The organism is Actinotignum vesiculae (assembly GCF_051267215.1).
GTDB classification, from domain to species: domain Bacteria; phylum Actinomycetota; class Actinomycetes; order Actinomycetales; family Actinomycetaceae; genus Actinotignum; species Actinotignum schaalii.
Window position 1 is genome coordinate 161,173 of record NZ_JBOZGG010000001.1, and the last position, 23,444, is coordinate 184,616.

19 protein-coding genes are annotated in these 23,444 nt (G+C 64.0%); 13 read left to right on the plus strand and 6 right to left on the minus strand.

All coding sequences use genetic code 11. From position 1 onward, the window contains the following. Nucleotides 1–22: 22 nt before the first annotated feature. Genes ACRQHG_RS00675 through ACRQHG_RS00690 form a run of 4 tightly spaced genes read left to right on the plus strand, consistent with a single transcriptional unit; the run spans nt 23 to nt 4,399 of the window. The gene (locus ACRQHG_RS00675) at nt 23–1,264 is read left to right on the plus strand and encodes an ABC transporter ATP-binding protein (RefSeq protein WP_435719338.1); all 1,242 of its coding nucleotides are present in this window, start codon (nt 23–25) and stop codon (nt 1,262–1,264) included. Beyond that, nucleotides 1,261–2,316 carry a glycosyltransferase family 2 protein gene (locus tag ACRQHG_RS00680; protein ID WP_435719339.1) on the plus strand — a complete coding sequence of 352 codons (1,056 nt, stop codon included), beginning with the start codon at nt 1,261–1,263 and terminating at the stop codon, nt 2,314–2,316. The genes ACRQHG_RS00675 and ACRQHG_RS00680 overlap by 4 nt, the downstream gene beginning before the upstream one ends. After that, nucleotides 2,313–3,479, plus strand: a complete 1,167-nt coding sequence (locus tag ACRQHG_RS00685; RefSeq protein WP_435719340.1) for a glycosyltransferase family 4 protein — start codon at nt 2,313–2,315, stop codon at nt 3,477–3,479. Before ACRQHG_RS00680 ends, ACRQHG_RS00685 begins: the two co-directional genes overlap by 4 nt. Further along, nucleotides 3,476–4,399: a lysylphosphatidylglycerol synthase domain-containing protein gene (locus ACRQHG_RS00690; protein ID WP_087070509.1), complete on the plus strand. Its 924-nt coding sequence runs from the start codon at nt 3,476–3,478 to the stop codon at nt 4,397–4,399. Before ACRQHG_RS00685 ends, ACRQHG_RS00690 begins: the two co-directional genes overlap by 4 nt. Here the strand turns inward: ACRQHG_RS00690 and ACRQHG_RS00695 are convergent. The 4 genes from ACRQHG_RS00695 to ACRQHG_RS00710 are packed head-to-tail and all read right to left on the minus strand — an operon-like array spanning nt 4,313 to nt 9,038. Next, complete coding sequence (locus ACRQHG_RS00695; RefSeq protein ID WP_435719341.1) at nt 4,313–5,947, minus strand: glycosyltransferase family protein; 1,635 nt, start codon at nt 5,945–5,947, stop codon at nt 4,313–4,315. The genes ACRQHG_RS00690 and ACRQHG_RS00695 overlap by 87 nt on opposite strands. A 34-nt stretch (nt 5,948–5,981) precedes the next feature. Next, nucleotides 5,982–7,490 (minus strand): glycosyltransferase family protein, encoded by a 1,509-nt coding sequence (locus tag ACRQHG_RS00700; RefSeq protein WP_435719342.1) that lies wholly within the window; start codon nt 7,488–7,490, stop codon nt 5,982–5,984. A gap of 1 nt (nt 7,491) precedes the next feature. Then, nucleotides 7,492–8,418: a glycosyltransferase family 2 protein gene (locus tag ACRQHG_RS00705; protein ID WP_435719343.1), complete on the minus strand. Its 927-nt coding sequence runs from the start codon at nt 8,416–8,418 to the stop codon at nt 7,492–7,494. Nucleotides 8,419–8,420: 2 nt separating this feature from the next. Next, complete coding sequence (locus ACRQHG_RS00710) at nt 8,421–9,038, minus strand: dTDP-4-dehydrorhamnose 3,5-epimerase family protein (RefSeq protein WP_435719344.1); 618 nt, start codon at nt 9,036–9,038, stop codon at nt 8,421–8,423. A gap of 148 nt (nt 9,039–9,186) precedes the next feature. Here ACRQHG_RS00710 and ACRQHG_RS00715 point away from each other — a divergent pair, with 148 nt between their 5' ends. Both ACRQHG_RS00715 and rfbD read left to right on the plus strand, forming a co-directional pair. Further along, nucleotides 9,187–10,902: a DUF2142 domain-containing protein gene (locus ACRQHG_RS00715; RefSeq protein WP_435719345.1), complete on the plus strand. Its 1,716-nt coding sequence runs from the start codon at nt 9,187–9,189 to the stop codon at nt 10,900–10,902. Between the two features lie 38 nt (nt 10,903–10,940). Continuing rightward, nucleotides 10,941–11,798, plus strand: a complete 858-nt coding sequence (rfbD, locus tag ACRQHG_RS00720) for a dTDP-4-dehydrorhamnose reductase (protein ID WP_435719346.1) — start codon at nt 10,941–10,943, stop codon at nt 11,796–11,798. 139 nt (nt 11,799–11,937) lie between these two features. On the opposite strand, the gene rfbA is transcribed toward rfbD, so the two are convergent. Further along, a complete protein-coding gene (rfbA, locus tag ACRQHG_RS00725; RefSeq protein ID WP_087070516.1) occupies nt 11,938–12,828 on the minus strand; it encodes a glucose-1-phosphate thymidylyltransferase RfbA in 891 nt (296 codons plus the stop codon). A 302-nt stretch (nt 12,829–13,130) separates the two neighbouring features. Between rfbA and ACRQHG_RS00730 the strand changes: the two genes are divergently transcribed. From ACRQHG_RS00730 to ACRQHG_RS00740, 3 genes are read left to right on the plus strand one after another with little or no spacing between them, the layout of a single operon-like run. Then, nucleotides 13,131–13,481 (plus strand): WhiB family transcriptional regulator, encoded by a 351-nt coding sequence (locus ACRQHG_RS00730; RefSeq protein WP_425319833.1) that lies wholly within the window; start codon nt 13,131–13,133, stop codon nt 13,479–13,481. Nucleotides 13,482–13,517: 36 nt separating this feature from the next. Continuing rightward, on the plus strand, nt 13,518–16,532 hold the full coding sequence (locus ACRQHG_RS00735; protein WP_435719347.1) for a glycosyltransferase family 2 protein: 3,015 nt from the start codon (nt 13,518–13,520) through the stop codon (nt 16,530–16,532). Next, nucleotides 16,532–17,911: a DUF5719 family protein gene (locus tag ACRQHG_RS00740; protein WP_435719348.1), complete on the plus strand. Its 1,380-nt coding sequence runs from the start codon at nt 16,532–16,534 to the stop codon at nt 17,909–17,911. The genes ACRQHG_RS00735 and ACRQHG_RS00740 overlap by 1 nt, the downstream gene beginning before the upstream one ends. 117 nt (nt 17,912–18,028) lie before the next feature. Here ACRQHG_RS00740 and ACRQHG_RS00745 read toward each other — a convergent pair whose 3' ends face one another. Next, nucleotides 18,029–18,466 (minus strand): metallopeptidase family protein, encoded by a 438-nt coding sequence (locus ACRQHG_RS00745; protein WP_026428309.1) that lies wholly within the window; start codon nt 18,464–18,466, stop codon nt 18,029–18,031. A 36-nt stretch (nt 18,467–18,502) separates the two neighbouring features. Between ACRQHG_RS00745 and ACRQHG_RS00750 the strand changes: the two genes are divergently transcribed. The 4 genes from ACRQHG_RS00750 to ACRQHG_RS00765 all read left to right on the plus strand — a co-directional run bounded on the left by ACRQHG_RS00750 (nt 18,503) and on the right by ACRQHG_RS00765 (nt 23,403). Next, entirely contained in the window at nt 18,503–18,892 is a 390-nt protein-coding gene (locus tag ACRQHG_RS00750; protein WP_435719349.1) for a DUF3499 domain-containing protein, read from the plus strand. A gap of 169 nt (nt 18,893–19,061) precedes the next feature. Beyond that, a complete protein-coding gene (gene mtrA / locus ACRQHG_RS00755) occupies nt 19,062–19,745 on the plus strand; it encodes an MtrAB system response regulator MtrA (RefSeq protein WP_026428307.1) in 684 nt (227 codons plus the stop codon). Continuing rightward, entirely contained in the window at nt 19,742–21,685 is a 1,944-nt protein-coding gene (mtrB, locus tag ACRQHG_RS00760) for an MtrAB system histidine kinase MtrB (RefSeq protein ID WP_435719350.1), read from the plus strand. The genes mtrA and mtrB overlap by 4 nt, the downstream gene beginning before the upstream one ends. Then, on the plus strand, nt 21,682–23,403 hold the full coding sequence (locus ACRQHG_RS00765; protein ID WP_435719351.1) for an LpqB family beta-propeller domain-containing protein: 1,722 nt from the start codon (nt 21,682–21,684) through the stop codon (nt 23,401–23,403). The genes mtrB and ACRQHG_RS00765 overlap by 4 nt, the downstream gene beginning before the upstream one ends. Nucleotides 23,404–23,444: the final 41 nt, after the last annotated feature.

The window sequence follows — 23,444 nt, forward strand, 5'->3', positions numbered from 1 at the left end:
GAAAGGCGAGGCAAGGATTCTCATGTCACGTCCCGACGTCATTCAAGTTGATGGAGTTTCGAAGAAATTCATCGTCCACAAAGATAAATCCCTCAAGGAGCGCCTGGTCAATGCGGCTCGTTCGCGCACCCACGCGGAAGAATACTGGGCGCTCAAGAACGTGTCCTTCAACGTGGCCGCCGGGGAATCGGTGGGTCTGGTGGGGGCGAACGGTTCGGGTAAATCCACCCTCCTCAAAGTGATCGGTGGGATCCTCACCCCCGATGCCGGGCAGGTGCGCACCCGCGGGCGCATGGCCGCGCTTCTCGAATTAGGTGCCGGATTCCACCCGGATCTCACCGGGATGGAAAATATTTATCTCAACGCTTCTATCCTGGGCCTGTCCGAAGCGGAGATCGACGCCCAGCTTGATTCCATTATTGAGTTTTCCGGGATCCGGGATTTCATCCACACCCAGGTGAAGTTCTATTCCTCCGGGATGTACGTGCGCCTCGCTTTCGCGGTGGCAGTGCATTCCGACCCGGATATCCTGCTCGTGGATGAAGTGCTCGCGGTGGGTGATGAGCCTTTCCAGAAGAAATGCATGGAGAAAATTCGCCAATTCCAGCGCGAAGGGCGCTCTATTATCCTGGTGTCACATTCAGCGGCGCAAGTGATTGAAGTGTGCGATCGCGCCGTCGTTCTGGATAAGGGCGCCATGGTTATGGTGGGGGATGTGCGCGATGCGATGTCTCGCCTCCACCAGGGCTACCAGGAACAAATGCTTGCCGAACTCGCGGAAAAGAACGGCGGGGTGCTCACCGCGGTGGATACCCACCCGTGCAGTATTGACAATGCTCGAATTACCGAAGGTATTCAAACCACTCCGGATGGGCTCTTCGTGCATATTTCCGGGGATACCATGTGCATCACCTTCGATATAGTTGCCCATGAACCGCTCCGCGACTACGGCATTAAGCTCGATGTGGTGACGATGGATGACCGCACTCATGTATTCGGGATGTCCAGTAAACGCCTGCAATTACCATTACCGGATGTGACAACGCGGCAGCGGCTAGAAGTGAAACTTCCCCATTTCCAGATCGGGGAAGGGGATTATCTTGTTGATATTGCCGTGGTTAACAGCGCAGATATTGAGGTGGAACGCCGCGACAGCGTTGCCCTCTTCACCACGAAATCCGATGGTATGACCACCGGATATGTCAAAGCGTTCCCCGAAGTTTATGCGGGTGAGCGCAGGATTACTGCCGGGGGAGCAGAATGAAACTATTCGTACAGGTTCCGTGTTTGAATGAGGAAAAGACCTTGCCCCTGGTGCTGGAATCCATCCCTAAGGAAATTCCGGGCATCGATAGTATTGAGATCCTCATTATTGATGACGGCTCCACCGATGCCACCGTTGAGGTCGCGAAATCATACGGAGTGAAACACTTCGTGCGCCACGCCCGCAACCAGGGCCTGGCCCGCTCCTTCCGGGACGGGGTGGAATACGCACTCGCGAACGGCGCGGATATTGTGGTGAATACCGACGGCGATAACCAGTACCCCCAGGAAGCCATCCCGGAACTGGTAGCTCCCATCGTGGCCGGGCGTGCCGATATCGTGATTGCCGACCGCCAAACCTCAAAAATCGCGCACTTCTCCCGCTTCAAGAAGCTCATGCAGAATGTGGGTTCCCGGGTGGTCAATCGGGCGGCCGGCACCAAGCTCCCGGACGCCGCCTCCGGCTTCCGGGCCTACTCCAAGGGCGCACTCTACCGCCTCAATGTGGTCACCCAATTCTCCTACTGCATGGAAACCATTATCCAAGCCGGAAATAAGCGCTTGCGTATCGACTCCGTGCCCATCACCACCAACCCAAAAACCCGCGAATCACGCCTGTTCTCCAATATTTTCCAGCACATGTTCAAATCCGGGACCGCGATTGTGCGTTCCTACCTCATGTTCAAACCCCATGTACCCCTGGGCTGGACAGCCGCGATCACCGGGATCCTGGGCGCCATCCCCTTTATTCGCTTCCTCATCTTCTACTTCATGGGGCAGGGCGCCGGCCATATCCAATCCCTTATTTTCGGCTCGGCCATGATCGTGGCCTCGATTATCTCCATCACCATCCTCATCATCGCCGACCTCCTCAAAACCAACCGCGTCCTCCTCGAACAGCAACTAGAAGGCATCAAAGCCCTACGCTTCGGCCCGCCGCGCCCGCTCGCTGCTGCCGCGAGCATCGACCAAGCCCCCAATGCCCTTGACGTTCCCGAAGCGGAGCATTCTGAGTCACCGGATAGCGCCGCGAACGGGGGAGCCGCCCGGTGAGAATCCTCGGCTTTGGCACCTACAACACCGCGAACCACCCCCGGGTAGGGGTGCTGCTACGCGGGCTGGCCGAGCACGGCCACACGGTACGCGAACTCAATATTCCCCTCGATACCGGCACCGCCGGCCGGGTAGCGGCCCTCGCCAGCGCGCGCGGGGCGCTTTCCTTCGGAGCGGATATTGCCCGGCACTGGTGGCATCTGGTGCGCGCTTCCCGGCGCTTCCGCGGCCCGCACGCCCCGGACGTTATCGTGGTGGGCTATCTCGGCCACTTCGATGTGCTCCTGGCCCGCCTCCTCTTCCCGCGCACCCCCATCGTGCTCGACCACCTCATTTTCGCCTCCACCACCGCCACCGACCGCGGCCTCAACACCGGTATCAAAGACCGCCTGCTGCGGACCCTGGATAGCGCCGCCATCCGTGCCTCCACCATCACGGTCCTGGATACCCCCGCGCACCTCGCGCAGATGCCCGAAAGCCTGCGCGCTCGCGGCGTCGTCGTGCCCGTGGGCTCGCCCGAAAGCTTCTTCGCGGCCCGCAGCCCGCATCCCGTCCACACCCCGCCCCGCGTGGTGTTCTACGGTCTTTTCACCCCGCTCCAGGGCGCCGTCACGATTGCGCGCGCCCTGCGTCTCCTCGAGGAACGCGGCGTGGACCTCGAGGTCACCCTCATCGGCACCGGTCAAGATTACGCCGAAGCGCGCGCGATTCTGGAAGGCGAAGGCACCCACGTGCGGGTAACGTGGCGGGATTGGGTCGACGCCGTCGAGCTACCGCGCGAAATCGCCGGCCATGACCTCTGCTTAGGCATCTTCGGGACTTCGGATAAGGCCCAGCGCGTGGTTCCCAATAAGGCCTACCAGGGCATGGCCGCCGGCCTGGCCCTCATCACCTCCGATACCGCCCCGCAGCACGATATGCTCGGGGACGCCGCCCGCTATGTACCCGCGGGGGACGCGAGGGCCCTAGCCGATATGCTGGAGAGCCTTGCCGCGGATCCAGATGCCATCACTGCGGCCCGTACCCGAGCCAGCGAGCGCGCGGATAATGCTTTCCACCCTGCCCACGTGGTACGCCCTTTCCTCGCGGCCCTCGACCGGGTACCGGGCAGGCTGGGTACGGGCGCGGCCACCCACCACGCCAAGGAAAAGAGCCCCCGGTGAAGAAAATCCTCAGCGTCCTGCAAGCACCAGCCGTGCGGGCCGGCTTTATGCTCCTCGCGGTTATTGCCGCGATCTGGGCAATCGTGGCCAACCGGGAAGCGGTGGGGGAGGCGCTCGCGGCGCTGCCCTGGTGGGTGAGCCTGGCCGGAATCGCGCTCTCCCTGCTCTACGTGGCCTGCACGATGGTTTCCTGGCGCTATCTTCTCAACGACGTGGGCCAGCCCGTGCCCGCCCGGGTGGCCCGGCGCATTTTTTATACCTCCCAGGTAGCGAAATACCTGCCCGGCGGAGTGTGGAATTTTGTGGCCGCCGCGGAAATGGGCGCGGCACATTCCATCGCCCGGCGGCGCTCCTTCGTGGCACTGCTTCTCTCCATGGTGGTCTCTATCGTGACCGGCCTGGTACTGGCGGTCCTCGCATTACTGCTGGGCCCGGCCGGCCTCATGGAAGATTACGGCTGGCTCGCCCTGGCCATTCCCGTGGGCGTGGTGGCTCTTATCCCGCCTGTCCTCAATAGGATCATTAGCCTGGGCTTGAAAATTCTGGGGCGCGGGGCGCTGGAAGCCCAGCTGAGCTGGCGGGGTACCGGCCTGGCGGCACTATGGGCCGCGGCCGGATGGCTCCTTATGGGTGCCCAACTCTGGCTCATGCTCATCTACCAGGGCATGGCCGCTTCGCTGCCCACCTTCCTGCTCGCCACCGGCGGCTACGCGCTGGGCTGGACCGTCGGTTTCCTGGTGTTCTTCGTCCCGGCCGGGGTGGGAGTGCGGGAATTGGCTCTTGCCGCAGTACTTTCTACCGCGGTAGGAAGCGGGCCGGTTGTCGTCGTCGTACTACTTTCGCGTGTTTTCACGACCCTCGCGGACGTGAGCCTCGGACTCCTCGCCGGAATCGCCGCGCGCCGCGCGGCCCGCCGCTAAGGCTTGCGGATGCAAATACTCGCGCCAGGCGCGGCGCAGCGCGCTCAGGTGCGGGCGATAGCGGCGCACCACAAGATACGCAACCGCGCAAGAAAGTCCCGCGCACAACAGGAGACCCAGCATGGCGCGGGGCGGCGTCGTCCATACAACCGCGAAGACGGGGGTACGTAAGCCCACATAAAAACGCCAGGCCATCCGCACCGTGAAATCAATGGTCGTCACGGCGAAAAGCAGCGCCCCGGCTAAAGAAAGCACCGGGATCAGGCGTGACGTGCGCACAGGACCTGAAGTCTTGTGTAGATCGTGGTGTTGCAGAACGGCCGCCGCGCAGGCGACCAAGAAGGGGAAGAAGAAGGGGAACCAGTAGCGCCCCTGCCACATGACGAGGGGAATCTGCTTAGCTACCGCGGTATTGAGGAGCAGGGCGCTGAAGGGCAGCACCAGTACCCCGAAAATAACCGCGCGGCGGTGGTGGCGCGCCCCGGCCCGGTAGACCGCAATGAGCAGGCAGGCGAAGAAAATGACGTAGCACACAGAGACCGGGCTGCTCGGCTCCACGTTGCGCCAGCCTGCGGTACCGATTGTTTCATGGATGTAATAGGGCATGGTTCCCAGAATTTGCAGGCCCATCCGGATAACGCCTTTATTTGCGGCTGGGTCGGGAGCGCGGCCGTATGTGGTAGCAATATAGTTCCAGGTGAACCACACTAAACAGCCCAGGGCACACAGGGCAAGGAAAATCCAGAATCCGGGGGTGCGCAGATAATGCCGCACCGCCACGCGCCCAAAAATAATAGCGAAGAGCAAACAGAGGAGGATCGCCCAGTAGGGGCCTACCGGACGCGCGCAAATGAGGGGGATAGCAGCCAGCCCCCCGCCAATCCACCTCCATAGTTCTTCGCGGGCGGGAACCCGGTTGAGGAGGGGGAGAAGGAAACCGGTGAGGGCCAGGGCCGCCCCGATTTCCATGGACTGCGGATTAGAAAAACCAGAGAGGGAATAGAAACCCGGGGCGAGCAGGCCGATAGTGAGATAGGGCAGCGCCGCGCTGCGTAATCCCGCGTACAGGGAGGAGTATCCCAGCGCCGCCAGCCCGGCAAACAGCCCGGCGGAAAGCACCCGGATACCCCACAGCACATATTTCCCGGAGGCGAGCAACAGGGGCCAGTGGGTGAGGTAGTAGTAGAGTGGCGGGTAATTAACCGCGGAGGTTCCCTGGCGGATGAGCTCGTCATTCGTGGTGAAAATGCGCGAGCAGAAGGCGGTGGCGGCCGGGTCGTGGCGCCAGCAATCCGGTGCGCCGCGGCGCAGAAAAGCGGGAGCATCCACACGAATATCCGTTTGTGGAATCTGCCCGGTCACCACCGCATAGCCGTAAATCTCGTGCTGGGTTTCGTCCGGGCCGCCGTTGAGCGGGGTGAGCAAACTGAGCCCCATTGCATAGATAAAGAAACCGGCGAAGGCCACCAAGAACATTTTCCCGTGGAGTACTCGCCGCCGATCCTGAGAAAAATCGATGGAACGCGCCTCAGCAGCGTTGCCGCCCATGATCACCTCGTTAACGTGTTTATGCTGAATAAAACTACTCGCTGATATTACTCGGAACAGCTGGAGAAGCGAATTTTCTTGGCGTGGATGCCACCCAGGTTAGGGCGCAGCTAAGAAGGGCAGCTGCGCAAGCAAGCCCCATCCCAAGCAAAGCCCGGGGCGGTGTACTCGCGAAAATATCCGTGACCGGTTGGGTTGCCATCCCGGTATAGAAACGCCAGGCCATCCGCACCGCCAAATCAACTGTTGCCAAAGCGAAAAGCGCGGCGATACCGCGCCCGCCCCAGCGCTGGATATGCGTGGGCAAGCCTCCCCGAACCACGAGAAGTGTTACGCATATCCACAAGAAGGGGAAGAAAAAGGGAAGGGCGTAGCGCCCCTGCCAGATCGGGTAGGTCGTGAAGTCCAAAACAAGCGTATTCATGAGAACAGCGCTGAAGGGCAGGTAGAGAAGCGCGAGCACGATAGTTATGCGCTGATGGAGCCGGCCGTACCAGAACGCCCCGCCAATCACCGCAAAGATGACCATCCAGTAGAGCACCGCGATGGGAACGGAACTGGTCACGCTGCGCCATCCGGCTGTGCCGATGGTCTCCCTCATGTAGTAGGGGATGAAAAGGCCCATACGCCCGGTAAGCGCCGCCCAGCCGTCGTTAATGAGAATGGTCGGTTCGGGTCCGTAGGTATCACCGATACGGGACCACCACATCCAGATTCCGGAACCGCCTGCGCAAATCGCAAGGAAAATCCAGAAACCGATGTTTTTCAGGTGTTGAAGAATATCGCGCCATCCCACGATGCCCGCGAGGAGCAGGCAGATTCCGATGGCCCAGTACGGGCCGACCGGCCGGGAAAGAATAACGAGCAGAGCGGCACATCCTCCGAAAATCCACCGCCATCGCGCTTCTCGAGCGGAGGGGTGCGTGAGGAGCGGAATAAGGAACCCTCCCATAGCGAGCGCGGCGCTGATTTCCATCGCTTGCGGATTAGAAACCGCCGCGAACATGAAGCACGCCGGGGTCAGCAGGCCGAGGGCCCAGAAAGGTGCGTAACGGTGGCGCAAGCCGGCAACCAAGGAGGAAACTCCGGTAGCCGCAAGTGCGGAAAAAAGAACCGCAGAGCATAAGCGCATGGCCCAGAGGGCGCTTTTCCCACTGAGATACTTCAGGGGCTGATGCGTGAGGAAGTAGTAGAGCGGTGGATAATTATCGGCGCTGGTTGTGGTTTCGATAAGGGTGTTATCCGCGGTAACCTCCGGCGAACAAAATGCAGTTTCGAGGATCTCAAAACGCCAGCAATCCGGAGCTCCCGCACGCAAATACGCAGGGGCCATCACAGTTTTCGAGGTAATCGGTAGATTCCCTGTCACTACCTCGTAGCCGTAAATCTCATGCGCTGGCTCATCCGGGGAACCCTGCAGCGGCGTGAGCAGACTCATCCCCATCGTATACATGAGGAAAAGCAAGAAAGCGGTAATGAAGGCGCGTCCGTTAAAGAGTCGTGCGTGCATACGTGGCGGGGCCTGTGCGGTTGTGGTGCTCATTTTAGATTTCTCCTCGCCGCCCACCGCGATGGCGGCGAGCATCACGTAGTCCTTGGCGCATAAGCTGGCGCCGCTCCGGCCCGCGGTCCAGCAGGAAGCCGTTAAAGGCCAGGTATTTCCCCAGCCACCAGGCATAGCGCACCCGCCACTTGCCCGGGAACAGCGAACTGCCAATAACCCGGGCGGTATTGCGCACCAGGTAATAATTACGGATCGGGGCGTGTACGTGGACCGGTTGCGTGCGTCCGGGAAGAAGAACGACGGCGTCACCTAGGGAATGGTAGAGCCGGGCGGCCGTTACGCACACCAGGCGCCACCCCTGGCTCCGGGCTCGTACGCCCCACTCCAGATCCACGTGGTCAATAAAGAGGGCGGTGCCCATCCCACCCACGTCATCAAGTGTGTCCATTCGGATGAGGCACCCGGAGGCAATAAGGAAAGCCACGTCAAGCACCGGGCGTTCCAGCTCGGCGGCGGTGGCGCGTTTGGGGGCCCATTCGCGGGCAACGTAAACCAGCTGATCCTCCCCTTCGCGTTCTTCGCTGGGGAGGGGGCCGGCCGCGCCGATCTGCGGATTGCCAGCCAGTACCTCAAGCAGGCGGGCCACCATATCCGAGCCCACCAGGGAATCCTGATCCATGAGCAGCACAAAACGAGCCCCGCGAGCCCGGGCCTGTTCGATACCGATATTCGTGGCTGCCGCAATACCGAGATTTTGGGCGAGTGGAACGAACTGGGCACCCACCGCGCGGGCACTTTCCGCTACCGCAGCCCGGCGCGATTCTTCCGAACCGTTATCAATAACCACCACGTGCCCCACCTGCAAGGCCAACGCGGTGAGACGGGTTTCGCAGTTCCCGGCCGGGTTATAGGTAATGACAATCGCGGTGACCTGGTCGGCTAGGGCAGAAAGCTCAGCCTGATTCACGTTTAGCTCCGCAGGGTGGCGAGGAAATCCTGGACATCCTCATAGCGGGGGAGGAGCCCGTTGCGTTCGGCCTCATCCAGGACGGGAGCATCGGTATCCTTCGGGGAGAGCAGTAGCTCAAGCTTCTTACCCTGGCGATCAGTTTCCGGGAAGACCAAGCCCACCTGCGAGCACAGCGGATTCACCCCGTGTTCCCGCCCGGGAGCATATTGCTCCGAGCACAGGTAGACCACGGTGGAATCATCTTCCAGAGCCACGAAGCAGTGCCCCAGCCCCTCGGAAATATAAATAGCCTTCCGGGTGTCATCATCGAGAAGAACGGAATCCCACTTCCCGAAGGTGGGGGAGCCCACCCGAATATCAATAACGAAATCCAGAACCGCCCCGCGCGGGCACATGACGTACTTCGCCTGGCTGGGCGGCACATCGGCGAAATGGATACCGCGGACGGTACCGGCCTTCGATACCGAGGTATTCACCTGGCGCACATCCAAACGGTGGCCGATTGTTTCTTCAAAAACAGAGGATTTGTAGGCTTCTAAGAAAATACCGCGTTCATCGGGGAAATGCTTGGTGGTGATTTCCCATGCGCCCGCAATCGCTAATTCCCGAATCTCCATAATGCTTCCTCTATCCTCGGCTCGGCGACATACTGGTACAACGATACCGCCTTGTTATGCTCATGTGGACGTTAGACTTGGAAAGCGGGTGCTGCCACGCTGGACCCGAAGAAGAAGCCGCAGGACACTCCCACAGATAGAGGACCGAATGCTCACCAGCCACGATAATTTCAGCCCACGCCGTTTTTATGTTGTGGCGGGTCTCCTCACTGTGCTGTTCATATGTTGGCAGCTCCTGTGGGCAATTGTTACTCCGCCTTTCCGCGCCCCGGATGAACCGCACCACTACAACTCGATTATCCGGGTGGAACAACAGGGAACGTGGCCGGATCCCGGGGAAGCCTACCTATACGAGGATGTATTCGATGCCGCGGTAGCTAGCGGCCTGCTAGCACCGCAATCTCCCGACTTTAGCCTGCCTTACCGAACAATACTGGGCCGCGACGCCTGGATAGGCACCGACCCGGCGAGCTTCCGTAGCCAGAAACTGATGCCTCATGAGCAGCGCACCGCACCCCAGGCGGAAGGAACCGTGACCATTCGGGACCAGATGACCCAGCACCCGCCGCTCTACTACGCGGGTGGGGCACTGATGCTGCGCGCTACCGGCATGACGGACGCCCCCTGGGACCGCCAGATTCTGGTGCTACGGATCTATTCCATCCTGCTGACCGCGCCGCTAGTCCCCTGCATTATTTTCGCGGGGCGCCGTACCGGGCTGAGTAGGCGCGGTGCCCTGCTGGCCTCCGGGGTGGTATACGCGGTTCCCATGATCGCATTCAACTCCGCCTCGGTGACGAACGATGCCCTTTTCATCGGTGCCGGAGCGCTCACCATGGCTGCGGTAAGCGCGGCCATGTTCGGCTCCGGGCGTTGGCGCACGGTTATCGCCGCGGGCCTCGCATTGGGACTGGGCCTGTGGAGCAAGGGAACTTTCATCCCTATGGGCCTTGTGGTTTTCCTCGCCTTCCTCGCGAATCCCCGCATCGGCACCTGGAGCAGGCGCTGTATCCAAGGTTTGGCCGCGGGCGCCCTCAGCCTCCTCGTGGGCGGTTACTGGTGGGTGCGCAATGTGATTCGTTACGGGGTGATCCAACCCGATGGATTCCACACCCCGGGTGGGGAGCCCGGAACTGACTATGTCTATTTCATAGATCGGGTAGCTACCTCCTTCGTGGAATCCTTCTGGTCCGGTTTCGGCTGGCTCGAAATCAAATATTCCGAATTCTTCCTCTTCATCCTGCTGCTTCTGTCCATCGGCCTCGTGATCCGCGCCCTCATCACCCACCCGGGCAAACGCCTGCGTCTCCTCATGTACACCGCCAATACGGTATTCGTTCTCGGAATGCTCCTCGTCCAGGTCTTCAACCAATACCGGGGCATCGGGGTTGTGAGCGGGGTGCAGGGGCGCTACCTCTTCGCCGGTGCGGTAGGACTCATCCTCGTCTTTGCGATTGGTGCGGCCGGGCGCAGCTGGGATAACTTCAGCACCACTCCGGGCCGGGGTGCGGACCTGATCGAAGATCCCACCTGGCGTACGGCTGTGCTTCCCGCCCTCGTAGCAGGATCCCTGCTTTTGGGTGCTTATGCCATGGTGCTGTGGGTACGTTCGTGCTACCCGGGTGCTTTCTTCGGGATGGACCCGCTGCACTGGTCGCTCGCCATAGGAATCTCAACAACGTGGTTGAAACTCATGGCGCTGGGTGGCCTTGGTGCGCTCCTCCTGGCAGGATTCCTGCACTTCCGCCTCGCCTGGGAGCTGCTGCGCCCGGTGCGTGCGCAGGACAGTTCCAAGCAGCACGTAGCCGTTTCTACTCGATTGAAGAGCGGCAGACCGGAGCCTGCCGCGGCTGCGGTCCAATGAGTACAATAACGCGGGTATAGACCAAGGAAAGGACACCCATGCGCTGGATGGTTACCGGAAGCCGGGGAATGCTCGGCCAGGATCTCGTTGCTCTGCTGGCACAGCGGGGGCAGAACGTGCTCGCCGTGGATAAGAGCGAGCTGGATATTACCGATCCGGCCGCGGTGGCGCACCTGGTCGATAAGGTCGACGTCGTCGTTAATGTTGCTGCGCATACGGCCGTGGATAAAGCCGAAAGTGAGGAGGCGGCAGCCTTCACCATTAACGCAACCGGTCCGCAAATCCTGGCGCGGCGCACCGCGCAGATCGGCGCGAAACTGGTGCAAGTCTCCACCGATTACGTATTTTCTGGCGACGCCGTGGACCCCTACGAAGAAAATGACGTTATGAACCCCAAGGGTGCCTACGGGCGCACCAAAGCCGCCGGAGAGTGGGCGGTACGTGCCGAAACGGAGGACTACTACATCGTGCGGACCGCGTGGCTGTACGGCGCTCAGGGCAATTGCTTCCCGAAAACCATGGCGCGCCTGGCCTCCGAACGCGATGCGCTGTCCGTGGTGACCGATGAGGTGGGGCAGCCCACCTGGACCGTGGACCTGGCCGATCTCATTTATTGCATGGTCGAGGCGAATATTCCCTCCGGGACCTACCACGGCACATCTTCGGGGAAGACGAACTGGTGGAATTTCACCCGCGAAATCGTCTCGACGCTGGGTAAAGACCCCGCGATGGTGGGGGAGACGACGGCGGCTGCTTTCAACCGGCCCGCCCCGCGCCCGCATTTCTCGGTGCTGTCCCACGGTGCCCTGCGCCGGGCCGGTATCGAGCCCATCGGGGATTGGAAGGAACGCTGGGAGGCCGCGGCCCCGAGCGTGCTCGCGGAGTACCTCGGCTAATTATGTGAGTTAGCACGAGAAACGAACGGGGCGGCCGACACCATGTCAGCCGCCCCGATTGTGTGAATGGGCCCGAGCTGCGCGCCCGCCGCGTTCGCGCGCCCGACGCGCTTGCTTGAGTAGCGCTTGAGCGAGCGTCCTAGTAGCTCGCGGAAGGGATATCGTGCTGGGCTTCCAGCAGTCCGAGCAGGTAATCCCCGTACCCGGATTTACGCAGCTTCTCACCGCGTGCTCGCAGCTCCTCATCGCTGAGGAACCCGCGCCGCCACGCCACTTCCTCCGGGCAACCCACCGAGAGCCCCTGGCGGGCCTGGATGGTGCGCACAAAGCTGGTGGCATCCGCGAGGGAATCGAAAGTGCCGGTATCCAGCCACGCGGTACCGCGGTCGAGCACCTCAACCTTGAGCTTGCCCGCCTCCAGGTACTTGCGATTGACATCCGTGATTTCGTATTCCCCGCGTGCGGAGGGTTCGAGGTTCCGGGCGATCTCGATAACGTCATTATCGTAGAAGTACAGGCCCGGCACCGCGAAATTAGACTTCGGGTGGGCGGGCTTTTCTTCAATGGAGATCGCCTTGAAATTCTCATCAAATTCGACGACGCCGTAGGCTCGCGCGTCCGAAACATGGTACGCAAAGATAGCGCCACCATCCGGATTGGTATTGCGTTCCAAGCGGCGCCCCATCGTGGGGCCGTAGAAAATGTTATCGCCCAGCACCAGGCCAGCCGGTTCGTTACCGATGAAATCGGCGGCGATGGTGAAGGCGGTAGCCAGGCCGTTAGGAACTTCCTGTACCGCGAAGGAAATACTGATGCCGAATTGGCTGCCGTCCCCGAGGAGCCGGTGGAACGCCGGGGCATCTTCGGGCGTTGTAATAACCATGACATCGCGAATCCCAGCGAGCATGAGCGTGCTCAGGGGATAGTAGATCATCGGTTTGTCATACACGGGTACCAGCTGCTTGGAGGTGCCCAGCGTAACGGGATGAAGTCGAGTGCCGGAGCCTCCGGCCAGAATGATTCCACGCATAGGGTCATTTTTGCTTATTTGCAGGCCGGGCGCCACCGGCCGGGCCGGTTTCGGGGGCTGCCGGGCTGGTTTCGAGTTCCCTCAGGCCGGGTTCGGGGACTGCCGGCCGGGTTCGAGCGCCGCCAGCCAGTTACGCTCCTCGTGATTGTGAGCAAATCGCTCACGTGGCCTAAAGCGCACCTGGCCGCGGCAACACGCCGGACTCGAACGAAAGTTCGGGTGGGCAATATACCGCTTTCGCTTGACTTTTTGGGTATGACACGCTTGTAATTTACAAAGAGACCTTGGTTAGAGGAGGACATGTGCGGAGGATTAACCCCGGCTTGCGCGTCGCGGGGAGTGGCGGATTGACGCCGCAGGACGCCCAGGACGCCATGCTTGACATCTTCGACCTCGGTTACGATAAAGCTGATTCGGCATCGCTGCACTGGCGTGAATCCGCGCTGTGTGCCCAAACCGATCCCGATATTTTCTTCCCCGAAAAAGGTGGCTCCACCGCACCCGCCACCTCAATCTGCCACGAATGCCCGGTGCGGGAGGAATGCCTGGAATACGCTCTCCAGCATGATATTCGTCACGGTATTTGGGGTGGCATGTCGGATAATGACCGCCGGCGCCTGAGCCGGCAACGCCGCCGCGTCGGCGAGGCATAACCGCCCAGCGCCCGCGCTGGCGTAGCATCAACAGCAATGCAGTTCAGAATTCGCGCTCTCGTTATCACCCGGCCGGGCTCCGCCTACCTGGAGGACACCCTCACCGCGCTGGAAGCCTCCACCCGGAAACCCGATGCCATCAGCGTGCTCACCGGAAAACTCGGGGCGGCTGTCAATGAGGCGGTTGCCGCGGATGCCCGCGATTCAAGCAATGAACCACGCGGCACCGGCGAGTCTGCCGCGGCTGAATCGACTTCCGCGGAATCCACCACCGGCACTTATGACGCCTACTGGATCCTGCACGACGATAGCGCCCCCGCCCCGGATGCCCTCGCGAACCTCGCCCGTACCCTGGAAAATGCCGCCAATATCGGCGCGGTGGGCTGCAAACAGGTGGATTGGGTGGATCCGGGCGCCCTCTTGGAAGTCGGTATCCGCGCCACCCGCAGCGCGCGGCGAGTCCCGGAAGTCGCCCTCGATGACCGTGACGGCGGTCAGCTGGACGGGCGCTCCGACGTACTCGCGGTGGGAAGCGTCGGCATGCTCGTGCGCGCCAGCGCCCTGCGCGAGGTGGGCGGTTTCGATACCTGGCTGGGGCCCTTCGGGGATGGACTCGAACTCTCGCGGAGGTTGCGCGGAGCGGGCTGGCGCGTCGTCGTTGAACCTTCCGCCACCGTGCGCCACGCGCGCGTCTCTCTCGGCAACGACGGCCGAGATTCTTTTGCGGCCCGCCGCGGCGCGCAACTCTACAACGCGGTGCTCGCCGCCCCCGCACTGCTCGCGCCCTTCCTGTTTCTCGGGTACGTGCTGCTCGGCCCGGTGCGGGCACTGGTGCGGCTGCTCGGCAAAGAGGCACGGCTCGCGGACGGCGAAATACGCGGGGCCGCACGCCTGCTCGGGAGCCTTCCCGCGCTGATGCGGGCTCGGCGGCGGCGCCGGCGCACTGAAAAAAGCCGTGCCGGACTCGCGGCCCTCGAAGCGCGCGGGCGCGACGTGCGCGCGGCACGGCGCGAAATGACACGCAGTGAACGGGAGAAAATCCGTTTGGTGGCGCGCCCGAATCCGCTTGAAGAAGCAGAACGACGGCGCTGGCACCGGTCCACCGCACGTGCCCGGCGCACCGTCCTCCTCCTGACCAGCCTCGTGGCGGGAGTGGCGGCCTTCCCGCTGCTGCGCGGCGGGTACTTGAGCGGTGGGGCACTGCGCCCCGATGCCCTCACCGGCACCGAAGTGCTGCGCGCCAGCCTGCCCGGCTGGCTCGCGGTGGGGGATGGCAGCCCCGGGCGCATCGACGCGCTATGGACCCTGCTCTCCCCGCTCGCCCTGGCACTCCAGCCCTTCGGGGGCACCCTGGGCGACGCCGCGGTACTTCTGCTCCTGTGCGCCCCCGTGCTGGCCGGTATGACGGCTTTCTGGGCGGCCCGCACCCTTACGTTTTCCCCGCATGTGCGCGCGGTGGCCGGCCTGGTCTGGGCCGGGGCCGGGCCCCTGGTGGGGGCGCTGAGCGCGGGCCACGTGGCCGGGGCGCTCGTCCATATACTTGTGCCGGTGCTGGCCGCCTCGGTGCTTTCCGTATGGCGCCTGCCCCGCACCCGCGACCGCATCGAATCTACCGCGGGCCTGGGCACCGCGGCGCTCGCCGGTATCTACCTGGCGGCGGCCGCCCCGGTCATGCTTGCCGTGCTTCTTCTCATTGCCCTGGTGGGGGCGCTGCGCTGGCGGCGCCTGCGCTGGCTGTGGGTGGCGATCCCCGCGGCCGTGGTGGTCATTCCCGGGCTCGAAGCTTCCTGGCGGCTGCTGTTCGCCACCCCGGGAGAACCTTTCGCGGCCCGCCCGAGCACCCTCGACCTCCTCTCCTTCTTCCCCCTCGCCCAACCTGAGACCCTCCCGTGGCTCGGGGAGATCGCCCTCATCTGCGCGGCCTGCCTCGTGATGATCGCGGTCCTGGCCCTGGGGCGGGCGCGTAATTGGCAGCGCATCCGCGCCGGCTGGCTGATCGCCGCGGTCGGTTTCGCCTGGGCAATTGCCTCCACTCGCGTATCCGTAGCCCAGGTGTACGACGGCGCCACCGCACTCAGCGCGCCAGCCTGGAGCGGTATCGGCTTGAGCGTGGCGCTCGGCGGGCTGTGGATCGCGCTGGTGAGCGCCGGGGATGGCCTGCGCACCGATATGAGCGGACGCTCCTTCGGGCTCTATCAGCTCTTCGGCTTGGGCTCGGTTGCGGTCCTGATCCTTAGCGCCCTGGCCGGATCGGGTCTCTACCTCAGCCGGGTCCTCACCGGCACCACCGAGCTCCAGCAGGAAAGCGGGAGGCCGGTGCCGGCCGCCGCCACCCTGGAAGCCTCCTCTCCGGACCGGGTGCGGGTCCTCGCCCTCTACCCGGCGGAGAACGGTATTCGCGCCGAAATCTGGCGCGGGCCGGGCCGCCAACTCACCGATAGCACCATGGCCGGGGCGCTCGCGGCCCTGGAAGGAACCTACTCCGGGGATGCCGCCGCGGCGGAGGTGGCCAGCGCCGTCGCCGATATGAACGCTGGGAACCCGTGCGCCGCGGATATCCTGGCCGAACACGCCATTTCTTACGTGGTAATCCCCACCCAGGCGCCCCGGGCCGGGGAGCTCGCCCGCGCCCTGGGTTCCACCGGGCGTTTCGATATGATCAGCGCCACCGACCGGCAGCTTTCCTGGCGGCTCACCCGCAGCGAGGCGAGCGCCGTGGACGCTGCGCGCCTCACCCTGGACGGCAGCGCGCTACCCGCCGGGCGCTACGGTGTGGATACTGAACTGCCTGCGAGCGCGGGCCGCAGCGGCGGGATTGTGCGCCTGGCCGAACGCCAGGACCCGCTGTGGGAAGCCCGTCTGGACGGCGAGCGCCTTCCCACCTATAACGCCGGCTGGGCCCAAGCTTTTGAGATACCGGCCGGGAGCTCCGGGCGCCTCACGATGACGTATAACCGCACCGGGGACGCTCTGGTGGCCGCCGCGCGGATCCTCGCCGTGGCCGCGGCGCTCGTGGTGGCCATCCCGGTGCGTCGGAAGGTGGTGGAGTAATGGACCAGGTTCGCGATGAAGCCGAAGTGGTGCGTGCCAGCGGGAGCGGGGCGCGCTGGCGCCACCTCACGGTGCGGGCCGGTAGCGCGCTCGCGGTGCTGGGAATCGCCGCCGCGGTAGCGGCGCCCGGCGTCGTTCTTCCCACCGGGGCGCCGCGCGCGGTAGAAGCCGAGGTGGCGAGCGCGGGAGAAGCCCCCACCCAGCTGCTCTGCGGGGGCGGATTCGAACAAACCATTTCCGCGGGCATGACCGTGGAGGGCACCCCCGGGGGGACCGCGGAAAATATTGCCACCCAGGTGCTGCTTTTCGGGACCGCGGATAAGGAAGCGCGCGCAGCGCTTCCCACCGGCACCATCCTCAGCGCCGATCCCGGCGAAGTTCTTTCCGGTGCGGTGGCCTATAGCGCCCAGGGCGGCAACGGGCGCGGCCTGGCCACGAATACCTGCGTGAGCGGGGCGGGAGACCTGTGGATCACCGCCTCGGCCACCAGCGTGGGGTACTCCAACCAGCTTCTCCTCACCAATCCGGGCGCCGCACCCATCACCGTGCGGGTGGACGGCCTAGGCGGGGCCGGGCCGCTCGGCACGGTGCGAGTGGCGGTACCCGGGCGCTCCACCGTGCGCCACACCCTGGACGGCCTGCTCGCCGAAGATTCCCGCCTCGCCCTCCACCTGAGCGCCCAGGCCGGCACCTTCGGAGCCACCCTGCAAAACCAGCATATTTCCGGGACCAGCGGGGCCGGGGTGGATTTTGCGACCGGTGCCCCGGCCGCCACGGAGCTGACCATTCCGGGAATCCCGGAGGGCTCCACCCTGCGCATCGCCAACCCCGGGGAGGCCACCACCTTCACGGTGCAGCTCACCGGGGAAGACGGCGCCACCCGCCCCCTGCCCGGTGGGGAAGACGTGGAGATCGCCGCGAATTCCGTTATGGACCTTACCCTGGCCGGTATCGACCCGGGCACCTACGCGGTGCAGGTGCGCGGGGCGCAGCCCCTCGCCGCGGGCGTGTTACTGGCCGGCGGGGGAGACGCTGCCTGGGCCAGCCCGGTTGCCCCGGCCGCCCGCACGGCGGGAAGCTTCGGGCCCGGCCCGGCCCGCCTGGCCTTGGCTGGGCGCGGCCACGTAGACATCACCCCGGTGGGCGCTGACGGCGTGGACCTCGACCCCGTGGATGCCCAGGTGCGCGGATACGCCACGGTGGAACTATCTGAGGCGGCCCGCGGCTACCGCATCGAAGCGGAAAACTCGGTGAGCGCCGCGGCCCTCATCCTTGCCCCGAACGGGGAAGCCGGCGGGGCCAGCGGAATTGATTGGGTGAGCGCGGTGGCCGACCAGCGCGAAGCGCTCTCCGCCCGCGTCGCGGTGCGCCAGAACTAAAATCAGGGATGCGAGCCAACTAGGTGTGCGCGATAAATAAAAGCGCACCACCGCGCCGCCACGGCGTGCAGGAACGCAGGCACGCGGGCCGCAGCTGCGGCGTCGTACCCGAAAAAACTAGAAACCGCGCCGCAAAAAATCAATGTCTTCGGGGTGGCGGGAAATCGCCGCGGCGAGCTGCTCGGTAACAATATCGTGGATGACGATACGCGGGAAAGGGCTGGCCATCGCGGTGCGCATCATCGGCATCCGGTAAAACAGCAGCCGCGCCCGCACCGCGCCGCCGCGTTCGAAAGGCAGCAGGCGCGCGAGCGGCACGCCGTCCTCCCACGGCGAGGGATCCGAGGCCGGAACGTCCATCACCGCGAAATCAAGATCGCGCATATCCTCACCGAAATGGGTGCGGTAGGTGGCCAGTTCGGCGGCGATAATATCGTCGAATTTATCGGCGCGGGTGCGCCAGGCCGGCAGGGTGTAGGGGATCACCGGTCCTCGAATGCCCCGTCCGTGCCGATCACGGCGGCGGGGGCGAGGCTGGGAAGGAAAAGTGTCCATACCCCAAGGTTACACGGGCGTGCTAACGTCTAAGGCGTGAGTCCGTTGAGAAAGTGTTCCCGCACCACGTGCCAGCAGCCGGCCGTTGCCACGTTGACGTACCAGTACGCGGAAGCAACCGCCGTGATCGGGCCGCTCTCACCGGTGGCCTCCCCGGGCACCTTCGACCTGTGCGAAGCCCACGCCGAATCGGTGACCGTCCCGCGCGGCTGGCAGATGATCCGCCTGCGCACCGAATTTGAACCGGCCCCGCCCTCGGATACCGACCTCATGGCGCTCGCGGACGCCATCCGCGAAACCGCCACCCGCCAGCCACCCGAACCTACCCGCGCTACCCGGCGGGTGAGCCGCCCCTCTGATGTGGAGGTGCGCCCGCGCCTGAGCGTGGTGCGGAGCGAAGAGCCGGAAACGCCGGAGGAGAAGTAGGGCGCCGGAAGATAACTAGGGGTACGACGACGCATCTCCGGCCCCGCGCCCCGCGTTCCGCCACCGCAGGCCCTGCCGTACGCCTTGCGCCCCGCAGCCGCCGCGCCCACCGCGCACGCCATTCGTGCGTTTTTCTGCACGATTGGCGCGAACGTGAGAAAATGGCGCTATGACTATGCGCGTTCTTGTGGTCGATGACGATCCCGGTATCTCTGAAATGGTGGCGATCTTGCTGGAATCGGAAGGATACGCCGTGACGGTGTGTGCCACCGGCACCAATGCCCTGCCTATTTTCCGGGCAGAAACACCGGATATTGTGCTGCTGGACGTCATGCTGCCCGGAATGAGCGGGGTGGAAGTGGCCCGCCAGCTGCGGGAAGAAAGCGATGTGCCCATCATTATGATGAGCGCGCTCACCGATTCGGTGGACGTGGTGGCCGGCCTGGAAGCCGGGGCGGATGATTACGTCACCAAGCCTTTTGAGAACTCGGTGCTGCTGGCCCGTATTAAGGCGCGGCTGCGGCGTACCGAACCGGAAGCGGAAACCCTGCGGGTTGCCGATCTGGTTATCGACCCGCGCGCCCACCAGGTCACCCGCAACGGGGAAGATCTGCACCTGACACCCCTCGAATTCGAGCTGCTCACCACCCTGGCGCGCAAGCCCTACCAGGTGTTCTCCCGCGAAGAACTGCTGGAACAGGTGTGGGGCTACCGCCACGATTCCACCGATACCCGCCTCGTTAACGTGCATATCCAGCGCCTGCGCTCCAAGGTGGAAAAGGATCCGGATAATCCCGAGGTGGTTATTACGGTGCGCGGGGTGGGCTACCGGGCGGGGGCAACCCAGGAGTGAGTCAATTTTCGCGGCGCGGCTATATCCATCGCAGCCTCGGGAGCATGGGGCGTGGCGCCCTCACCTCATTTTCACAATCGTGGCGCACCTCCCTCAACGCGCGGGTGGTTTCCGCAATTGTGGCAATCGGGGTGCTCACCAGCATCGTCACCGCGGTAATTGTTGCCAACCAAACGCGTTCGCAACTCTACGAGCGCGCGGTGAGCGCCGCCACCGAACAGTTCTACGGCGCCCGCTCCCAAGCCCAATACGTTTTTGACTCCGCAAACGCCCAGACCTCCGGGGCGGTCCAGGAAATCGCCAACGCGCAGGTGCGTTCCCAATTCGAGCCGATCCGCGGGGTGGTGGGCACGGCCCTCATCCGCTCCCCGGGGCAAAATACCGGTAACTACCTGGTGGCCGATGTGGGAGCACCCACCCCGGCAACAGTTATGGATGTGCTCACCCCCGAATTGCGCGAAGCCGTGCAGGAATCCTCCAGCCCGCAATGGCAGGCGGTGGCGATTGCCAAGGGGGAGGAATACACCCTCCCCGGGATTCTCATCGGCGCGACCGTGCGCCTGCCCAATGCCGGCATGTATGAGTTCTACACGCTCTATTCCCTGGAAAACGAAGAAGTGACGGTGGCGCAGGTTTCCCGGGTGCTGATGCTCGCCACCATCGCCCTGCTCACCATCGTGGCGGTGGCCACCGGGGTGCTCGTCAACGTGGTCTTGAAGCCGGTGCGGGCGGCGGCGGAAAATGCCCGCCAGCTGGCCGGGGGCGCTTTTGATGTGCGCATGGACGACCGCGGGGAAGATGAACTAGCCCAGCTCGGCTCTGCTTTCAACCAGATGGCCGAATCGCTCCAGGACCAATTCACCCGCCTCGAGCGGCTCTCCCAGGTGCAGCAGAATTTCGTATCCGCGGTCTCGCACGAATTACGCACCCCGGTCACCACGATCCGGATGGCCGGCCAGCTCATTTACGATAAGCGTTCCGAACTGCCCTCCAGCCTGCGCCGTTCGGCCGAACTCCAGCATTCCCAACTCATTTCCCTGGACACCATGCTCTCCGACCTGCTGGAGATTTCCCGCTTCGATGCGGGTTCGATGGTGCTGGAAACCAGCAAAATCGACGTCGTAGAAATTGTGCGGCGCGTGATCATCTCCCAGGCGCCCCTGATCGAAGCGAACGGGGTGCCCGTCACGCTCTCCGCGCGCGGGGAAACCGTGGCGAGCGTGGACTCGCGCCGCATCGAACGCATCGTGCGCAACCTCGTGGTGAACGCGGTGGAGCATGCCGAAGGCGGGCCCGTCAAAGTGCGGGTGGTCGGCTCGGATACCGCGGTGGCGGTGGAAGTCTCCGACCGCGGTATCGGCCTGAGCCCCGAGCAGGCCGCCCATGTTTTCGACCGTTTCTGGCGCGCCGATACCTCCCGGGTCCGCAAATCCGGGGGAACCGGCCTGGGCCTGACCATTGCCCGCGAGGACGCCCTGCTCCACGAAGGGCGCCTGCAGGCCACTGGCGAATTGGGGGTGGGATCCACCTTCCTCCTCACCGTGCCCCGCACCCAAAAAGCGGCTTTCACCCCGCCGCTGCCCCTGCGGGTGGCGGCCGCGGAAGACTGGCAGGACAGCGGGGATATTCCCATCGAGATCGCACGGGCGGATACCACCGGGTCCCTGCCCGCGGTGGGTACCACCGGCACGATTCCAGCTATTCGCGCAACTGCGGTAGCGCCGGTGGACGCAAGTAGCGGGGCCGCTGCGGCGGCGTCGCCGAAAAATGCGGTACCGGGCACGGGCGTTTCCGGTACGACGACGCACACCCCGAGCGCGCCTACCGGAACAATGGCGCACACTGGTACGACGACGCACACCCCGAACGCGCCCACCGGTTCGGCGGCGCCTACCGGAACAGTGGCGCCTACCGGTTCGGCGGGGAAGGAGGACGCATGAACACGCACGTGCTGAAGAAAGCGGGGCGGGGGCGTGCCCTCGCGGTGCTGCTCAGCGTGGTGATCTTGACGCTGGCCGGCTGCGGGCGGCTGCCGCGCTCCGGGCCGGTCAATGAGGCGAGCGTGCCTCCCACCGAAGAAGCTGTTTTCGGTCTCACCCCGGCCGGGCCGGCCACCGGCGCCTCGCCCGAAGAAGTCATCCGCGGTTTCCTGCTGGCCGGAAGCAGCGGGGCGGGCGACGATTACGCCACTGCCCGCCAATTCCTCACCAAAGAAGCCGGCCGCACCTGGAACCCGCGCTCCCAGGTGCGGGTCTACCCGAATTCTCAAAATATTTCCCCCACCCAACGCGAGGACGGCACCTACGTTATTTCGGTGACCGCGCAGGGAACCGTGGATACCGGCGGGCGCTACACCGAAGCCTCCACGGACGCCATCCACTCCACCACCTTCAAACTGGAGCGCAACGCCAGCGGAGAATGGCGCATCGCGGAACTGGAAGACGGCATCATGATGACCGATAGCCTCTTCGCCTCCATGTACGTGCGTACCCCGCTGTATTTCATCGGTCCTGGCTCGGATACCATGGTGCCCGACCTGCGGTTCTACCCGCGGATGACCTTTATTTCTTCCACGATTGCCGGGCTGTTGGCCGGGCCTTCGCCGTGGCTTGCCGATGCGGTGCACTCGGAAATTCCCACCAGTTTGCGCATGGCCTCCAGCCCGAAACTGGAGAGCGGCGTGCTGACCCTGGATGTCACCGCGGAGATCTCCACCCTCAGTCGGGAATCCCAGGCGCGTGCCGTGCAGCAAATCCAGCGTTCCTTCACCGGCCAGAGCGTGGTGCCGGTGCATTCGGTGAATATTACGGTGTCCGGCGAGCCGCTCGATACCATCGCCATCGCAGACCTGCCCACGTATCCGTACGGGGCTTATGACCTCACGGTGTTGGAAAATAACCGGCCCTACAAGGTGGAAGAAGGCAAGACCCGCCCGGTCTTCACCAGCGGGGTGTTCGACGATATCCAGGTGGCGCGCATGGCCGGGAACTATTCCGATTCGGTGGCATCCTACGCCCTGCTCACCGCCCAGCGCGATGCCCTGGTGCGGGTGGGAAGCGATGGTTTCCAGCCTTTCGCGATGGTGCGCGGGGAACGCCTGGTGGAGCCCTCGTATGATTACTGGGGCTGGGTGTGGACTTCCGAAACCGATAATAAGGGCGTGGTGCTGGCCGCGGCCGATGACGGCCGGGTGCGCGAACTGACCGCGCCGTTCCTCAAGGGGGCGCGGATCCGCGAGGTACGGGCTTCGCGTGAGGGCGCGCGCTTGCTTATCGTGGCGCAGGTGGGGGATACCGTACAGATGCTCATTGCTCCCATCCAGCGCGATGCCCGCCACGAGCCGACGGCGCTCGGCGACCCCCTGGAAGTGGGGCAGCGCCTGGCGGATGTGAGTTCGGTGGCCTGGATTTCCAGTACCGATATCGCGGTGCTCGGGCGCGCCACCGCCGGCACCGACCCGCTGATTTTCGCGGTTCGGGTGGGCGGGCCCATGGAACGCCTCAACGTCACGCCCTATCCCGGTTCGGTGCGGCTGACCGCCGGGCGCGGGGAGCAATCCATCGTGGTCCTCACCGACCAACAGGTGGTTGCCACTCGCGACGGCGGGGCGTGGCGCCCGGTCGCCACCGGCGTCACGGATATTGTGCTGCCGGGGTAGTAGGTATCCACAGCCTCCCAAAAGCCGCGCGTATCCACAGA

What these genes read in the sequence shown, in the direction of transcription:
- ACRQHG_RS00735 (WP_435719347.1), top strand. Translation starts at nt 13,518, where the DNA reads ATGCAGTTCAGAATTCGCGCTCTCGTTATCACCCGGCCGGGCTCCGCC.
- ACRQHG_RS00695 (WP_435719341.1), bottom strand. Translation starts at nt 5,947, where the DNA reads ATGGGCGGCAACGCTGCTGAGGCGCGTTCCATCGATTTTTCTCAGGAT.
- ACRQHG_RS00715 (WP_435719345.1), top strand. Translation starts at nt 9,187, where the DNA reads ATGCTCACCAGCCACGATAATTTCAGCCCACGCCGTTTTTATGTTGTG.
- ACRQHG_RS00710 (WP_435719344.1), bottom strand. Translation starts at nt 9,038, where the DNA reads ATGGAGATTCGGGAATTAGCGATTGCGGGCGCATGGGAAATCACCACC.
- ACRQHG_RS00680 (WP_435719339.1), top strand. Translation starts at nt 1,261, where the DNA reads ATGAAACTATTCGTACAGGTTCCGTGTTTGAATGAGGAAAAGACCTTG.
- ACRQHG_RS00740 (WP_435719348.1), top strand. Translation starts at nt 16,532, where the DNA reads ATGGACCAGGTTCGCGATGAAGCCGAAGTGGTGCGTGCCAGCGGGAGC.
- ACRQHG_RS00675 (WP_435719338.1), top strand. Translation starts at nt 23, where the DNA reads ATGTCACGTCCCGACGTCATTCAAGTTGATGGAGTTTCGAAGAAATTC.
- ACRQHG_RS00700 (WP_435719342.1), bottom strand. Translation starts at nt 7,490, where the DNA reads ATGAGCACCACAACCGCACAGGCCCCGCCACGTATGCACGCACGACTC.
- ACRQHG_RS00745 (WP_026428309.1), bottom strand. Translation starts at nt 18,466, where the DNA reads ATGGACACTTTTCCTTCCCAGCCTCGCCCCCGCCGCCGTGATCGGCAC.
- rfbA (WP_087070516.1), bottom strand. Translation starts at nt 12,828, where the DNA reads ATGCGTGGAATCATTCTGGCCGGAGGCTCCGGCACTCGACTTCATCCC.
- mtrA (WP_026428307.1), top strand. Translation starts at nt 19,062, where the DNA reads ATGACTATGCGCGTTCTTGTGGTCGATGACGATCCCGGTATCTCTGAA.
- rfbD (WP_435719346.1), top strand. Translation starts at nt 10,941, where the DNA reads ATGCGCTGGATGGTTACCGGAAGCCGGGGAATGCTCGGCCAGGATCTC.
- ACRQHG_RS00765 (WP_435719351.1), top strand. Translation starts at nt 21,682, where the DNA reads ATGAACACGCACGTGCTGAAGAAAGCGGGGCGGGGGCGTGCCCTCGCG.